Source organism: Streptomyces canarius, assembly GCF_014650735.1.
Lineage (GTDB): Bacteria > Actinomycetota > Actinomycetes > Streptomycetales > Streptomycetaceae > Streptomyces > Streptomyces olivaceoviridis.
In genome coordinates this window covers 1-16,303 of record NZ_BMVN01000089.1, presented here as the reverse complement: position 1 = coordinate 16,303, position 16,303 = coordinate 1, and the positions used below count along the sequence as shown (strand labels likewise).

10 protein-coding genes and 2 pseudogenes are annotated in these 16,303 nt (G+C 68.2%); 7 read left to right on the top strand and 5 right to left on the bottom strand.

The genetic code is table 11. The annotated features are described in order from the left end of the window. The first annotated feature begins 171 nt into the window (after window positions 1–171). A complete protein-coding gene (locus IE294_RS44080) occupies window positions 172–1,572 on the top strand; it encodes a glycosyltransferase family 39 protein (protein ID WP_189894967.1) in 1,401 nt (466 codons plus the stop codon). Window positions 1,573–1,777: 205 nt separating this feature from the next. On the opposite strand, the pseudogene IE294_RS44075 reads toward IE294_RS44080, so the two are convergent. Then, window positions 1,778–2,261: pseudogene (locus IE294_RS44075) on the bottom strand (HNH endonuclease family protein); the annotation flags it as partial. 28 nt (window positions 2,262–2,289) lie between these two features. On the opposite strand from IE294_RS44075, the pseudogene IE294_RS44070 reads away from it, so the two are divergent. Then, window positions 2,290–2,991, top strand: a pseudogene (locus IE294_RS44070) (Imm21 family immunity protein). 413 nt (window positions 2,992–3,404) lie between these two features. Here IE294_RS44070 and IE294_RS44060 read toward each other — a convergent pair. The 4 genes from IE294_RS44060 to coaD all read right to left on the bottom strand — a co-directional run bounded on the left by IE294_RS44060 (window position 3,405) and on the right by coaD (window position 6,426). Then, a complete protein-coding gene (locus IE294_RS44060; RefSeq protein WP_189894966.1) occupies window positions 3,405–4,697 on the bottom strand; it encodes an IS256 family transposase in 1,293 nt (430 codons plus the stop codon). 320 nt (window positions 4,698–5,017) lie between these two features. Further along, the gene (locus IE294_RS44055; RefSeq protein ID WP_189894965.1) at window positions 5,018–5,494 is read right to left on the bottom strand and encodes a helix-turn-helix transcriptional regulator; all 477 of its coding nucleotides are present in this window, start codon (window positions 5,492–5,494) and stop codon (window positions 5,018–5,020) included. 167 nt (window positions 5,495–5,661) lie between these two features. Further along, on the bottom strand, window positions 5,662–5,868 hold the full coding sequence (locus tag IE294_RS44050) for a hypothetical protein (RefSeq protein ID WP_189894964.1): 207 nt from the start codon (window positions 5,866–5,868) through the stop codon (window positions 5,662–5,664). Between the two features lie 141 nt (window positions 5,869–6,009). Then, the gene (coaD, locus tag IE294_RS44045) at window positions 6,010–6,426 is read right to left on the bottom strand and encodes a pantetheine-phosphate adenylyltransferase (protein ID WP_189894963.1); all 417 of its coding nucleotides are present in this window, start codon (window positions 6,424–6,426) and stop codon (window positions 6,010–6,012) included. 1,756 nt (window positions 6,427–8,182) lie between these two features. Between coaD and IE294_RS44040 the strand changes: the two genes are divergently transcribed. The 5 genes from IE294_RS44040 (at window position 8,183) to IE294_RS44020 (ending at window position 16,160) form a co-directional block, all read left to right on the top strand. Continuing rightward, window positions 8,183–9,799, top strand: coding sequence for an amino acid adenylation domain-containing protein (locus IE294_RS44040; RefSeq protein WP_189894962.1), 1,617 nt, complete (start codon window positions 8,183–8,185; stop codon window positions 9,797–9,799). Continuing rightward, window positions 9,783–13,271, top strand: a complete 3,489-nt coding sequence (locus tag IE294_RS44035) for a non-ribosomal peptide synthetase (protein WP_189894961.1) — start codon at window positions 9,783–9,785, stop codon at window positions 13,269–13,271. The genes IE294_RS44040 and IE294_RS44035 overlap by 17 nt, the downstream gene beginning before the upstream one ends. A gap of 238 nt (window positions 13,272–13,509) precedes the next feature. Then, window positions 13,510–14,535, top strand: a complete 1,026-nt coding sequence (locus tag IE294_RS44030) for a cytochrome P450 (RefSeq protein WP_189894960.1) — start codon at window positions 13,510–13,512, stop codon at window positions 14,533–14,535. A gap of 77 nt (window positions 14,536–14,612) precedes the next feature. Next, entirely contained in the window at window positions 14,613–15,368 is a 756-nt protein-coding gene (locus IE294_RS44025) for a thioesterase II family protein (RefSeq protein WP_189894959.1), read from the top strand. A gap of 24 nt (window positions 15,369–15,392) precedes the next feature. Beyond that, the gene (locus IE294_RS44020; protein WP_189894958.1) at window positions 15,393–16,160 is read left to right on the top strand and encodes a class I SAM-dependent methyltransferase; all 768 of its coding nucleotides are present in this window, start codon (window positions 15,393–15,395) and stop codon (window positions 16,158–16,160) included. Window positions 16,161–16,303: the final 143 nt, after the last annotated feature.

The window sequence follows — 16,303 nt, the reverse complement described above, 5'->3', positions numbered from 1 at the left end:
CAATCCTCATTCTTGCTGGTCAGAGGCACTTTTCTCTTACCTGACCATCCGTCGGACAGCCCGTTTCATGAAAGCGCGAGGTTAGAGACGGCGTTCCGCTTTCCTCTGTTCCAAAGTCCGCCTCCAGCGCCGACCCGCTTGCACCGCGCCGGTCTCGTGTGGCTACTGCCGATGCTGTGGACGTTCGCCTTCGGTCTGTGGGGGTTGTCCCGGCAGGACAGTGTGTGGCGGGACGAGGCCGCGACTTGGCAGGTGACCCAACGCTCGACAGTGCAGATCTGGCACATGCTGGCGAACGTCGACGTGGTCCACGGGTTCTACTACCTGCTGATGCATCTGCTGTTCGAGTGCTTCGGCCCCAGCACCACGACCCTCCGTCTGCCGTCGGTGCTGGCCACGGCGGTGGCGGCGGCCTGTGTAGCCGTCATCGGCCGCCGACTGGCGGGCGCCCGGGCGGGCCTCGCTGGCGGAATGGCCTTGTCGCTGCTGCCGGCCGTGCAGTTCTATCTCCAAGAAGGCCGGTCATACGCGCTGGTGGCGGCTGGAGCCGGGGTTTCGACGCTCCTCCTCGTAACCGCCCTCCAACGGCCGGTCAGGACGCGCCACTGGGCTGCCTACGGCGCGGCCGTGTTTCTCATGGGTTTGTTGAACTGGCTCTCCCTCATGATCCTCGCGGCACACATGGCCACCTTGCTGTGGGCTCGTGCCGAGCGGGGAGTCCTCGCCCGCTGGGCGGTGGCAGCCGGGTGCGCCAGCGCCGGTGTGCTGCCGTTGATCGTGTTCAGCCGGAGCCAGTCCGCGCAGCTGTCCTGGATCCCACCGCTGTCGTGGCACATGCTGATCGGCCCGGCGGTACTGCTGGCGATCGGCGGTGGCGGCGCACTGCTGGACCGGCCGCGGGCCGGTCGCTTGTCATCGGCGACCGTGGGGTTGCCGCTGCTGGCCGGGCCACAACTGGGCCTCATCGCACTGTCCCTCATTCAACCGATCTTCCTGGACCGCTACATCCTCTACAGCATGCTGGGGCTGGCACTGCTGATCGGTACGGCCGTCGGCTCCGCGGTACAGGCAGTCAAACCCCGCTTACCGGCAGCATCGAAATGGGTCCTTCCCACAGTGCTCGCGCTGGCAATGCTGGCCCTGCTGCCGCAGTCACTGGCCAAGCGGTCCCCGGCTAGCCGGGTCGACGACGTACTGGCTGTGGCGTCGGACGTACGGCACTTGAAGCAGACCGGTGATGCGGTGCTCTTCATCCCCTCAGCCCGCCGCGACACCAAGTCCGTCTGCCCCAAAGCCTTCGCAGGATTGAGGGACATAGCCCTCGCGGAAACACCGGAAGCATCGGGCACGTTGAAAGGCACTGAGGCGGCCCCGCATCGCATACGCGCCGCAATCCTCGCTCAGCACCGAGTCCTCCTGGTGACGGACGCATCTGAAGTGGCCAGCCCGGTGACAGCCGACCGCGACAGAATGAAGACCGCAATACTGCGCCAGTACTTCACCCCGGTGGCTGACGAACAGATCCGCGGACGCAGGGTGACAGTGTATGAACGTAAGCAAACAGCTCGCTGACGGACCATGGATCACCTGGGCTGTTGAGTGACCGGCCGCTCTGCTGGCCAGACACCTCTGGGCCGAAGCCAGTGACGACACCATCTACGCAAGCGCGGGGAGCACCCGCTCAGCAGCCCCTCCGCAGCCGCGACCATCAACGGGCCTATGTCACCGGTGACGTGCACGTTCCGACAGTTGTCGAGCACCTCGTCGAGCGCGGCCTACTCGTCGGTGTCGATGCTCCCCAACGGGTCTTGTCGGCCACCCAGTCGGTGACGTACCGGCAGCGGTAGCCGACGGCCGGCGGCAGCCACGTGGACGGGTCCTGGTCGGCCTTGGACCGGTTCGACGCGGCTGACACCGCGATCAGGGCGGTCGTCACCGAGGTCGTTGGCGTAGGCCTCCCGCTCCTTCGCGCTCCAGTCGGAGGCGCCGGAGTCCCAGGCCTCGGCGAGCGGGACCAGGTGGTCGATGTCCAGACCGCTCGGCTCCTGGATGAAGCGGTCGTCATACGGCGAGAACCAGGCTCCCCCGCTCAGCCGGCAACTCGCGCCCTGCTCCGGGGCTACGACCGCTTCGGTCTTGAAGACCTCCGCGCGGGTGTTGCAGCCATCCTTGTCGGCATCGACCCAGTGCTTGAACTTCGTACGCTCATACCCGGTGCGGTCCTCGCTGCGCACAGGCAGCCGGGCAAGGGGGTTGCTCAGTGCCGGGAACGGCTGACCCTACCGGAGGATGGCGTCGCCGAGTTCTGAAAATGCCCGGATGCCTGCGTCAGAACGTCTGCTTGCAGGACGAGGACGGCCTGTCAGTGGGCAAGGGCAGACTACGCGCATGAGTAACCGGGCCAACGCCATCCGCCACAGACTCGGTCTGACCTGGGTGCAGTCCCTGGGCGGACCGCTGATCGTCGTTCCCGTGTCCGCGCTGCACCAGTGGGGCGGCTGCACCGAGGACGGTCTGATCATCGGCGGTACCGACCGGCCGGACGACTACGACCGTGCCTGCGCCGTCGAGGAGTACGCCGAAGTGATCGGCCTGGGCGACACCCGCACTGCGTCCGCGCTGGTGCTGGGCGACGAGCCCGCCACCACCTGCTACCTGCCCGAGCAGAGGATCTTCGTTCGGTAACTCGCCGCCAACTGCGACACCGAGTTGCTCGCCGCCGCCGAGGCCGTCCTGAGCGACCCGGCGACGCCGTGGGAGGAGTGCGGGGTCTGGGAGACCGACGGCCCTGCGGTTCTCATGGACTCCGCCGAGGCCGGCAAGGACCTCGGCGTGCCCTACCCCGACGGCAGAGGACAACCGGCCGAAGCCTCGGTTGCCGTGGCCGCAGGACGATGGGAAGTCCGTGCATGCCACAAGACCGGTGAGTACCCCTGGGTTGGCATAGTCCAGCTCCTCCCAGCCGCTGATCAGCCGAGACCTACCGCTTGACCCCCACCGCCAGAACACGAGCGGTCGGACATCGCCTGGCGAGCCATTGTCATTGCCTGTGGATTCGAGGTGTTCGTCCTTCGCCCGATCAGCTGCTTCCGAGCAGTCGCGCGCTGTGATGTGGGCGGGTGTCTCGTGACGGGTGTAGATCGTCCGTGTCGCCTACGCACCAGACCTCAATCCGGTCGGGCGTCTGGTCCGTCCTGCGACGTACCACCGTGGCCAACCGTGCCTTCGCCGACCCCGATGACTTGATCACTGCCGTCCGCCGCGGCCTACGCCAGCTCCAGTACCGCTACGACGTCCTCAACGGCTGCCTCACCGGCACCGGCCTCCGACGCCAGCCACCATGACGACATCACGCATTCGGAGTCGGGTCTGTCAAACGAGCGGTGTAACTGGGGTAGTTGGGGTTACTGACGGGCCGCCGACAGGCGGCCGTCGAAGGTGATGTCGAAGGCGTTCAGGGCGGTCTTCCAGCGCATGGTCCAGCGGGCCTGGCCCTTACCCGTGGGATCGAGGGACATGATCGCCATGTAGACGCACTTCAGGGCGGCCTGCTCGTTCGGGAAGTGCCCGCGGGCCTTGACCGCCCGGCGGATGCGCGCGTTCACGGATTCGATCGCGTTGGTGGTGCAGACGATGCGGCGGATCTCGGTGTCGAACCGCAGGAAGGGCGTGAACTCCTCCCAGGCGTTCTCCCACAGCTTCACGATCGCCGGATACTTCTGTCCCCACGCGTCGGCGAACTCGGCAAACCGGTCCAGGGCGGCCTCTTCGATGGGGGCGGTATAGACGGGCTTGAGGAGACGGGCGATCTTGTCCCAGTCCTGTCGGGCGGCATAGCGGAAGGAGTTCCGCAGCAGGTGGACAACGCAGGTCTGCACGATCGTCCTGGGCCAGACGGTCTCCACCGCGTCGGGCAGGCCCTTGAGCCCGTCGCAGACGAGCATGAGGACGTCGCTGACGCCACGGTTCTTGATCTCGGTGAGGATGTGCAGCCAGTGCTTGGCACCCTCGCCGCCGTCGCCGGCCCACAGTCCCAGGATCTCCCGCCGGCCCTCGGTGGTGACGGCCAGAGCCACATAGATCGGCCGGTTGGCCACTGCACCATCGCGGATCTTCACGTGAGTGGCGTCGATGAAGACGACCGGATAGACGGTGTCGAGCGGGCGGCTCTGCCACTCGCCCATGCCCTCCAGCACCTTGTCGGTAATCGTGGAGATGGTCTGGCGGGAGACCTCGGCGCCATAGACCTCGGCCAGGTGGGCCTGCACCTCGCCGGTGGTCGGGCCCTTCGCGGCCAGCGAGATGACCATCTCGTCGACCCCGGTCAGGCGCTTCTGCCGCTTCTTGACGATCTTCGGCTCGAAGGAGCCGTCGCGGTCGCGGGGCACGGTTATCTCCACCGGGCCGACGTCGGTCAGCGCCGTCTTGGAACGTGTGCCGTTGCGGGAGTTGCCGCCGTTCTTGCCCACCGGGTCGTGCTTGTCATAGCCGAGATAGTCGGTGATCTCGCCTTCCAAGGCAGACTCCAGCAGCCGCTTGGTCAGCTGCTGCAGCAGTCCGCCCTCGCCGGTCAGCTGCAGGCCCTCGGCCTGAGCGCGACCCACCAGCTCGTCGATCAACTGATCGTCCAAGGCCTTCACCGACACAGCCTTCGTGGGCTCGGCGGTCTCGGACTCGGACACGTTCTCACTGGCCATCGATGCATCTTCCATGATCGGGAGTTACACCGAACGTTTTACAGTCCCGTCCCCCACCCGAAGCCGCCCGCCCCGGCCACTCCCCCGCCCACCGGACCCGGCACGACGCCGCGTCATAGTGCCCGTACGGCCGGGGCTCTCGGGTGGGACGTCGCCGACGCGATCAGCCCGATGCGTACCACGCGGCGGGCGCGGGCGGGTGAGCAGGTACGCGGCCAGGAGCAGGACATCGGGGCTGCCAGGGTGGCCGACGGCACGTTCGGCAACCTTGTCGGCGCCTGTCTGGGCGGGAGTGTGCGGGACCATGTCCGCGGTGTATCTCAGTGCTTCGTCACCGACCGGAACGCGGTCGGTGTCATCCCGGTGTGCTGCCGGAAGAAGGCGCTGAAGACGGTCGGGTAGGCGAACCCGATGCGTTCGCTGATGGCGGCCGGCGACAGCACGGTGTGGATGAGAAGCCGTTTCGCCTCCAGCAGCACCCGGTCGTCGATGTACCGCTTGGCGCCGCAGCCCAGTGCCGCCTGGGTCGCGCGGGTGAGGGGTCCGCGGGCTGTAGCCGAGTTGCGCGGCGTAGTCCTCCACCCGGTGGTCCGGGCGAAACCTTCCTCGACGGCCTGACGGAACCGGTGGAACGGCTCGCGGCCGCCCGAGCGCGTCCGCTGCCGTGGGTCGGCCAGGTGCACCAGCCGGATGAGGATCACGGACAGCAGGCCGCGCAGCGTCTCGACGTACGCCTCCAGCGCCAGGTCGGCAAGGCAGGCGTGCTCCTCGACCAGGGTGTCCAGGAGCCGCAGCAAGGTCGCCTGACGAGACGGTTCGGGCGTGAGCAGGCGGTACGCGATGTGCTCGCCGTCCCGGATCAGAGCGTCGGTCGCGGTGCGGGGGAAGCCGTCGGGAAGACGAGCACGGTGGCATCGGCGTGGCCGGGGCCGTCCGGGAAGTGGAGCACCTGGCCCGGCCACACTCACAGCCAGTCGCCCGCGCCCATGCGATACGTCGTGAAGTCGACCGAGCAGTCCACCTGCCCGCCGCGCACCGCGAGGACCAGGCGGAACGCCGGACGGGCGGGCTGGGTGAGGGGCGTCTCGCGCTCGACGGCGCGGGCCGCGAGCCCGGGCAGATCGAGCACCTCCAGGCCCGGTGGCCGGCCGGGCGTGGGCCGGTAGACCACCGTCGGGATGCCACCCGCCCGCCGGTCGGCCGCGATGTGTCCGTTTCCCTTCGTCGCGTGCCCGAGTGCAGGCCGGACCGTAAGGGCGGGGGGTCCCCGCAACCACCTGGCATGTCCCGGCCTCGCCGCAGCCCGCTGCCGCTACGGGCGGCTTGCCCTCATCTCGGTGACGAGGGTGGAGGAGATGTGGGTCAGAGCGGGGTCGGCGGCGATGAAGAACGTTTCGACTCCGGCCAGCTCGTGGTTCATGCGGGCCATCGGCATCTCGTGGTCCAGGTCGCGAACGCCGCGGACTCCGCGGATGACCACGTCGATTCCGGCTCGGCGGCAGTAGTCGACCAGCAGGCCGCCGGTGTGGGAGTCGACCGTGACGTTGCTCAAGTCCGTTGCCACCGTGCGGAGCCGATCCAGCCGTTCTGCGATGGGGAAGCGGCCGGTCTTGTTCGAGTTGGACATCACGCACACGACGACCTCGTCGAACAGGAGGGCAGCGCGCCGGAGTACGTCCTGGTGCCCTTGAGTGACCGGGTCGAAGGATCCTGGAAAGAGGGCTCGCATGATCGGAGAGAGTAACAAGCGGCTGCCCTCGGTGGGGTCTGACGGGACGGGAGAACCGCTCCGTCGGATTGACCTCGTGCTTGTTGCGGAGGGGTCACTGCGGACTTCTTCCAGGCCGCCTTCACCCCGGTCAGGCTCAGCCTGCCACGTGGAGCGGACGGTCCGGGCGGGCCGTGACCATTCGCCGGTCGCGGCCATCAGGGCGGTGGCTTCGAAGCGGACGGTGAGTTCGCCGAACCGGCGACCTCCCGGTCGCGCTTGGGCCGGCTGGTCCCGCATGCGACCGCGTGCCGGGCCTTGCGTTCGCAAGACCGAACGCCGGAGGTCGCCCACCGGCTTTCCCGCGCCGTTTGCGGCCGACGGCCTGGTCGGCGGGCTCCGGGACCGTGCACCGGATTCCTCCCTCTCACAGGAGGCCCGGTCGGGGCGGGAGGGGTACGCAGGACAGCCGTCAGTTCGGCGCCGTCCTGGTGATGCCGGGGAGGCTTCACCACCGAGATGCATCTGGCCTGCGGTCAGTGTGGCCGGCCAGGACCGTGGTCGTCGGGCTCCGTGCGGGTTCCGCCCGGCGGTTCCTTCCCGGTTGCGCCGACGCGGCCGGCGCCGCGGCGTGCCGATGGGCCCGGCAGATCGTGGAGTCGAGTTGACCTCCCCCGTGATCAGCCCTGCCGCATCCGCCCGAGCCTGCGGTCCGGTGAGCGGCACAGCCAGGTGCCGTCCGTTGCCGGCGACGGACGGGTCCGTGGACCGTCTGCCCCGGCCCGTGACTCCGACGGCAGATCTCTTCACGGGGCACCAGGGGGTACCCGCCACTGGATTCCGTCCGTCAGCTTCCGTCGACCCGGGGGCGTCGGCCCAACACCGCGACCGGCGACAACGGCTCCCGCACCGCCTCCTGTTCGTCAGAGAGATCCCCTCACCCCCGCAGCGAGATCATCACGGCGCCGCAGACTCTGCGCTCCGGCGCCGTGAGCCGTAGCGCGCCTTGCCCGCGAACCGCACCACAGGTGTCATACCCGCAAACCTGCACCGCACTCCCCCGATCCCTGCGCTCTGGGGGGGATGGGTGCCACAGCAACACACGTTTGTGTGCGGTGATCACCGTGGAGGCTGCCCATATGTTTCTCGTTCGCCCCGGACCGGGGCGTCCTGGACCCGCGGTCCAGGACGGCCGTCCCGGATGCCGGTCGTGGTGTCGAGCCCAGGTGGCTGCCCGTGGGTCGCGAGCAACCGTCCCGGGACTGCGGAGTTCGTGCCCTGAGCTGGTAAGAGGCGCTGGCAGGGGTGTGGGCCGCGATCCGGGAACTGGTCGGCAGGTCCGTCCCGGCGGGCTGCCGTTCGCACGCCGCCGCGAGCGGACCGCGAGGGCGATCGCCATCCGGCGTCTTGACATCCAAGAGATCACGCACTGAACTGGTGTCACCGGCGGGCGCCGTGCTCATATTTCAACCGCTTCGCACAGCACGACCACCACAACGCGTGTGTCCTCTCCGCAGCGCATCCGGCCGTCGGTCCCAGGCGTCACGTGTCCGCGGTCCCGATCCGCACACAGAAGACGTGCCACTGATGGAAGACGCGCCACTGTTCGCAGCGCATGACGATCCGCCACATGCGGGTCGCGGCCTCATACCCGTCCCAACGTCGTTTCCCCGTCATGTAACAGGCCGCCACGATCCCTGAGTTCGAGCCTGCTCTCGCCTGTTCCCTGTCCGTTCTCCACCGGCTGTAGTTCCGTGTCGATGACCGAGGTACACGCATGGAGTCTGTGACCTTTTCTCCTACCGCACTGGCCATCCACAGCGAGTTCAACCGAACGACGACGCCCTATCCGCGTGACAGCAGCATGCAGAAGCTCTTCGAACGACGGGCCCGGCGCCGGCCTGACGCGGCAGCGGTCATTCAGGGTACCCGCGAGATCAGCTATCGAGATCTGAACCGGCTGGCGAACGGACTTGCCGGCCGGCTGGCGGACGTAGGCGTCGGACGAGGCGTGACCGTCGGTGTCTGCATGCCGCGCTCGCCGGAGATGCTGGTGGTCCTCTTGGGCGTCCTCAAATCTGGAGGAACGTTTCTTCCGTTGGACCACGAGTGGCCGGACGAACGCCTTCGACACGTCGTCACCGATGCCGGCTGCCATGTGCTGATCGGCGACCGGTCCGGGGAGATCGCCCGACGCGTCGGATCTGCGGCGGAGAACCCCCTCCTGGCACTGGACGCGGGAACGCCGACGGCCTGTGATATCGATCCGCCTTGTACCACGACCGCCGAAAGCATCGCTTGCGTCTACTACACCTCAGGTTCCACCGGTCGCCCCAAGGGCGTGCCGATTCTTCACCGAGGCCTCAATCGGCTGCCGTACATCACTGCTCTCGGGCCGATGAACGAGCACAGCCGCATCCTCCAACTGGGTTCCCTCACCTTCGACATGGCCGCCTCCGAGATCTGGGGTGCGCTCCTCGGAGGCGGGACCTTGGTGATGTACCCCGCCGAGCCCGTCAGCCTTTCCCGCTTGCGGGAGGTCATACAGGCCGGGCGGGTCAACCTCGTCCAGCTTCCCACGGCCTTGTTCAACCTGATCGTGGACGAGGCACCGGAGATCCTCGACTCCGTGACGACCATCGCTGTCGGCGGGGAGGCCCAGTCACGCCGGCACATGGTCAAAGCGCTGCGCGCGTACGGTCCAGGACGCGTATCCAACTTCTACGGGCCCACCGAGTCCACGTGTGTCGCGACCTGTTATCCGGTCGACGAGCTGCCCCGCGACGACATACCGTTTCCGATCGGCCGCCCCCTTCAGAACACCCGCCTCTACGTCGTCGCCGACGATGCGCGCCGACTGTGCGGTCCGGGTGAGGCCGGGGAGCTGTGCCTGGCAGGGGACGGCCTGGCGGCCGGCTACCTGGGGCCGGCCGATCTCACCAGCGAGCATTTCGTCCACCGCGATGTCGCCGGCCGGGAAGAACGGCTCTACCGCACGGGTGACCGGGGTTATCTCCTGCCCAGCGGCGACGTGGTCTTCATCGGACGGGAGGACGACCAAGTCAAGGTCAACGGATTCCGTGTCGAGTTGGCGGAGATAAGCCACCACCTTGACGCTCATCCGTCCGTCAAACGATGCTACGTGACTGTCCGGGACGTCGGTGGATACAAGTCCCTCCTGGCTTTCGTGATCCCGGACGACCACACCGTCTCCTCCGCAGACCTGCGTGGGCACCTGACCGAGGTGCTGCCCTCCTACATGGTTCCGGCGCAGGTCCATCTTCGCGGCGCCTTCCCGTTGACCTCCCACGGCAAGGTCGACCGTCGCGCTCTTCTCGCCTCGTGTGAAGCCCAAGCGGTTCAAGGAGCGTCTGCCCATGCGAGATCTGAATGACCAGCCCACCGACCACGACAAACCGACGATGACCGCCACCGAGGCCACTCTCGCCCTGATGTGGTGTGAAACGCTCCAGAGTACTCACGTCCGCCCCAGCGACGATTTCTTCGGACTCGGGGGAACGTCGCTCGCGGCCATGAGTCTGCTGCACCGTGTGGAGCAGGTCTTCGGATCGGACGTCCTGTCCATCGACACGCTCACCAGGTATCCGCGGCTGGCGAGCATGGCCAGGGCCATCGACGAGGCCCGGAGAACAACCTCGCAACGCCTCCCTGCCGCGCGCTCGGCGCCGGTCGACCCACACGCCCCTTTCGACCTGACGCCGACGCAGCAGGCCTACTGGATCGGCCGCGCGGACGATCAGCCCCTGGGCGGGATCGGGTCCCACGTGTATTTCGAGTTCGATGCCGCCGGCGTCGAACCCGGCCGACTCCAAGAAGCGGTGCGCGCCTTGCTGAGAAGGCACGGCATGCTGCGCGCGCGGTTCCTGGCCGACGGCCGGCAGCAGATCATGGCGGAGTCCCCCTGGGCCGAGCTGATGGTCCATGACCTGCGGGGCGACCCCGCCCCGGAGGTGCAGGCGGCTCTGACGCGTTTGCGTGAGGCTCTGTCACACCGCCGTCTCGACGTCGAGCACGGTGAGGTCTTCGACATCCAGCTCACCCTCATAGACGACGAACGCGCCAGGATCCACTGTGAGTTCGACCTCCTGGTGGCGGACGGCCGCAGCGTCCAGGTGATCCTGGACGATCTCAGTCGTCTCTATGGCGACCCGGAACAGGAGCTTGCGCCCGTCGGGTACGAGTTTCCGCAGTACTTGGCGGACCGACGCGCTCGAACGACCGATGCGCGGGAAGCGGACAAGACGTACTGGAGGGATCTCCTGCCGGACCTCCCCGGAGCGCCAGCGCTCCCGCTCGCCGCGGAACCGGAGCGTATGCACCGCCCGCGCTTTCGCAGACGGACCCATTCCATGGCGACCGAGGACTGGCAGCGCTTCGTCAGCCACGCCCAAGCGCACGGCGTGACTCCCGCCATGGCTCTGGCCACGGCCTATGCCGAGGTGCTCGGCCGGTGGAGCGCTGAGTCCCGTTTCCTGCTGAACCTGCCCCATTTCGGCAGGCGCGTGACGCATCCGGCGGTCCCTGAGATGGTGGGCGACTTCTCCAACATCATCCTGCTCCCTGTCGACCTGTCCACCGAATCGTCCTTCGCCGATCGCGTCACCGTCGTCCAGAACGGTTTCCGGGCCAACTCGGCCCACACCGAGTACTACGGCGTCGAGGTCCTGCGCGACCTGGCCCAGCGGGACTCGGCCTACGGGAATCCGGCACCGATCGTCTTCTCCTACAACGTGTTCGACGCCTTCGGGCGCAGTATGGTCTCGCCCCACTTCCGCACGCGTTTCGGTGATCTCGGTTACATGATCACCCAGACGCCTCAGGTCTGGCTCGACCACCAGGTCTTCTACCACGAGGACCGGGTCGACCTCGTATGGGACGCGGTCGACGGCCTGTTCCAGGCCGGCGTCGTCGAGGACGCGTTCGCCGCCTACGTCCGGCTGGTGGGTGATCTCGCAGCCGAGGAAGCCGTGTGGTGCCGGGCGGTGGAGATCCCACTGCCCGAGCACCAGCGAGCCGCGCGAGCGGCAGTCGTCCCCGCGGCGACGAGGCACTCCGGGACCCTTCTGCATCAACGTTTCTTTGAAACTGCGTCCAAACATCCCGAGTGGACGGCACTGCACCGCAGCAGCGGCGAGACGGTGTCGTACGGGGAACTGGCGGATGACGCCCTGCGGGTCGCCCACTCGCTCACCCGGCTCGGCGTCGCCCCCTCCGAGGTCGTCGCGGTCGTCATGCCCAAGGGCGGCGATGACATCGCCTGCGTCCTGGGTGTGCTGGCCGCGGGCGGGGCGTACGTGGCCGTGGGAGTCGACACTCCGCCCGAGCGGCAGCGGCAGATCCTGGAACGCGCGGGTGCCCGTTTCGCGCTGACCGGCGAGGGTGGCGCTGAACTGCCGCACTGGCAAGGCCGTGTTCGCGTGGTGACGGCGTCCGAGGCACTCGACACCGGTCCACTGAGCCGGCCGGTCGGCCGGACGCCGGACTCCCTCGCCTACCTGATCTTCACCTCGGGTTCGACCGGGAGCCCGAAGGGGGTCGAGGTTTCGCACCGGGCCGCCGTCAACACGATCGATTCCGTCAACGAGCGTTTCGGTGTGGGGCAGGGCGATCGGGCGCTGACGTTGACCGCACTGGACTTCGACCTCTCCGTCTTCGACGTCTTCGGTCTCCTCTCCGCGGGCGGAGCCCTGGTGTCCGTCGACGAGGAACAGCGCCGGGACGTCGACGCATGGTGGGAACTGCTGCACCGCCATCAGGTCACCATCTGGAACTCCGTCCCGTCCTCGTTGGACGCGCTCCTGCGCGTGGCCGGGTCTCGACACGCGCCCGCGAGCCTGCGGCTCGCCCTGCTGTCCGGGGACTGGATCCCCCTCGACCTGCCCGGGCGGCTCGAAGTCTCCAGCGCCGGCCGCTGCCGGGTGGTAGCCCTGGGAGGGCCGACGGAGACGGCCATCTGGTCCAACGTCTTCGAGGTCGAACGCGTGGAGGCGGACTGGCTCTCGATACCGTACGGATTCCCCCTCGCCAATCAACGCCACCGGGTGGTGGACGCCCTCGGCCGGGACTGCCCCGACTGGCTGGCCGGCGAACTGTGGGTCGGGGGCGTCTGCGTGGCCGAGGGCTACCGCGGTGATCCGCTGCGGACGGCGGAACGGTTCGTCCGGTACGACGGACAACGCTGGTTCAGAACGGGTGACGTGGTGCGCTACCGGCCAGGAGGTGTGCTGGACATACTCGGCCGGACGGACTCTCAGGTGAAGATCAACGGCTTCCGTGTCGAGCTGGGAGAGGTGGACGCCACGCTGAACCGCCACCCGCGGATCGGCCAGGCCACGACGGTGGCAGCAGGGCCGCCCGGTGCCCGACGGCTCGTCAGCTTCCTGACGCCGGGGGACGGTCCGGTCGATCTTGAGGACGTGCGCTCGTACCTGACTGCCCACCTGCCCCTCCACGAAGTCCCCGCCCAGTTCTTCGTCGTCGACGAACTACCGCTCACCGCGAACGGCAAGGTCGACCGCAGTGCCCTGGCCGGCTGGGCGTCGGGCCCGGTGGCAGTCCCTTCCGTCTCCGACGAGCCCCCCGGGAAAGGCTTGGAAGAGGCTGTCGCCCGCCAGTGGGAGGTCGTTCTCGGCCGGCCCGTCAGTCGGCGGTCCGACAACTTCTTCGAGCTTGAGGGCAACAGCCTGCTGGCGTCACTGCTGGTCAAAGCACTGAACGAGAGCTTCCGCGTGCAGCTGAGCCTGCGTCAGCTGTACTCCGCGCCGACAGTGGCCGCACTGGCCGCCCTGCTGGCCGAAGAGAGCGACACCCGCGGTGGGCGGGGAGAGGACCTCGAACATGTCTGACGGCCGGGCACTGCTGGAACTCCTCGAAGCAGAAGAGGGACGCCGTGATCCCTATCCTCTCTACCAACGCCTGCGGGAGCGTCCGCCGGTTTACGACGAGCGGCACCAAGCCGTTCTCGTCCTTCGGTACGAGGACTGCGTCCGGGCACTGTCCGGCCGTGGCTTCGGACGTCCCGACGAGGCGTGGGTGAAGCGCCGCATCCCTACGTGGCAGAGGCACCCGGCGGTCCGGTGTCTCATGCAGACGATGCAGTTCGGCGACCTGGCCGGACATCCTCGGCGCCGCGGCGTGGTCAGCCGGTTCTTCACCCGCCGCCAGATCGCCTCGCACGTCGCCTCGGTGTCAGCCACCGTGGACGCCCTGGTGGACGACCTCGTCGCAGAGATCGAACGGCACGGCGCGGCGGACGTACAGAGCATGTTGTCCTACCGGCTGCCCAGCATCAGTATCGCCCGGCTCCTCGGTCTGCCCGAAGAGGAGGTGGCGAGCTTCCAGCCCCATTCGCTGGCCCTGGCCAAGCTGCTGGAACCCCGGCTGCCGGAACAGCGCCTCGCCGAGGCGGACGACAGCTTCCGGACCTTGCGGACGTACGTCGAGCGGGTCATCGAGGCTCGCCGCCGGCATCCCGGCGAAGACCTCGCTTCCCACCTGGTGCACGTCCACGACACCGACCCGACGACCCTGTCCAGGGACGAACTCGTGTCGATGTTCGCGTCCATCTTCGTCGCGGGAACGATGAACACCAGCAACTTCATCGGCAACGGCCTGGCTGCCCTGCTGACCTCACCCGACAGCGTCGCCCGGCTGCGCGCCGATCCCGGTCTCATGGGCACCGCCATGAGTGAGATGCTCCGCCACGACGCTCCCATGCAGGTGACCCGTCGCGTCACCGTGGCCGACGTGGAACTCGGGGGCACGAAACTGCCCGCCGGCACGGAACTCGCCGTCGTGCTCGGTTCCGCCAACCGCGATCCCGCTGTCCACACCGCCCCGGACTCCTTCCTGATCGGCCGGTCCGGCCCGCCTCCGCTCAGCTTCGGCGGTGGTGCGTACTTCTGCCTCGGCGCGGCCATGGCCCAGCAGGAGAGCGCCCTCATCTTCAGCAAACTCGTCTCCCGGCTGCCAGGGCTCCGCCTCGCCGGCCCGCCGGTGCACAACCTGGGGTCAGTGCTTCGCGGCTACCTGCGTCTGCCGGTGACCGCGGACCTGGGTTCCGCTCCGGACGCCGGGCGGCGGACCGGTGCGGGGAGACGAATGAGCTGATCTTCCAGTGAGAGCGAGACACGTGTGACCAGCACACCACCGTTCGACGTCCCTCCCGGAGCGAGAAGATGACAGTCATGGCTCCCTGGCAGCAGAATCTACGGCTGCTGGCCGCGCGCCCGAATGTCCAGGCCAGAATCGTCTGCATTCCGCCCGCCGGCGGGGGCGCGAACACCTTCTACCCCTGGGCGGCTCACGTGCCACCGGGCACAGAACTCTGGGCGGTGCAGCTACCCGGCCGGGAAGACCGGCTGGAGGAACCCCCCGTCACGGACCTCCTCCAGGCTGCCCGCCGGGTGGCGTCGGCGCTGCAATGGCTCCTGGACCGCCCCTGCCTGCTGTTCGGGCACAGCATGGGTGCCCTGATCGGGTACGAGGCCGCCCGGATGCTGACCGCTCAGCGCACACAGGGGGTGTGCCACCTGTTCGCCTCGGGTTGCCTGCCCCCCGATCGCCACCAGGCCCGCGACCGCGACCTCGCCGGCGACCGCGAGGTGGTGGCAGAGTTGCGCCGCATCGGATTCTCCTCCGACCTCCTCGACGACCCCGAGGCCCGGGCCCTGGTCATGCCGGCGATCCAGAACGATCTGCGCATGTTCTCCTCCTACGGCCATCGGCCCGGCCAGCGGCTCGCCTGCCCCATCACCGTGCTCGTGGGCGACGCGGATCCGCATGTGCGGGCCGCGGATGCAGCGGGCTGGGGCCTGCACACCCGTGCGCCCGTGGAGACCGCGGTTCTTCCGGGAGACCACTACTACCTCTTCGGCGCGCACGAGCAAATCATCGCGAAGATCGCTGACGCGCTCGTGATACCGGCATCGGTGGGCGACTGAGCACCTGGAATGGGGTGAACGGGAATGGGCTGGAACGATCCCGCGAGCGGACCCGAGGTCGGTGACGCCTTCGGGCAGGTGCTGGCAGCGTGCTGGGAGGGCGGCGTGCGACCTGGAACAGTGCATGAAGTCCTGGAGCGCGACGACGGCTACGTCCAGGTGTGGGACGCCGTTCGGTGGTTCGCCGGGCCGGACGAGTGGTCGGCCGCGGAGCGGTGGGGATGCGAGCACGTGATCGGCAGGGTCCTCGACGTCGGGTGCGGCGCCGGACGGCACGCGATACCGCTGGCCGAAGCCGGTCACGAGGTCATAGGGATCGACTGTTCGCCCGGCGCGGTCGCGGTGGCACGAGACCGCGGGGTCCGCGCCCTCAGGACGGCGGTCGAGGAACTCGCGCCGGACGAGGGGCCCTTCGACTCGATCCTGCTGCTGGGGAGCAACCTGGGCATACTCGTCGACGAGCAACAGGCTGCCCGGTCACTGACCCGGCTGGCGTCCATGGCCGGCGCAGGGGCTCGCCTCATCGGGTCCAGCCTGGACCCGCACATCACCGGATATCCGGAGCACCGCCGTTACCACAACGCGGATCACCAGCGGTCGAACCGCAGGACGGGACGGCTCCCGGGGCAGACACGGATGCGCGTCCGGTACCGCCGGACCGTCACGGAGTGGTTCGACTACACGTTCTTCTCCGAAGCGGAACTGGAGCGGATCCTCAAGGGGACTCCATGGGTCTTGCGCGCCATGGAGTACGACGGCCCGACCTACTGTGTCGTTCTCGAACTCCGGTAGCCGCGGTCCGCTCGGTCTCAGCACCCGGGACTTCGGCACGACGGCACGTCCGGATCGGAGGAACTGCTGGTCCGGCGGGGCTAGATGAGTAAGTCCGAAACCTTCGGAGGCCATGAAGCGAGGGCCTCGTTGATCCGTTTGTG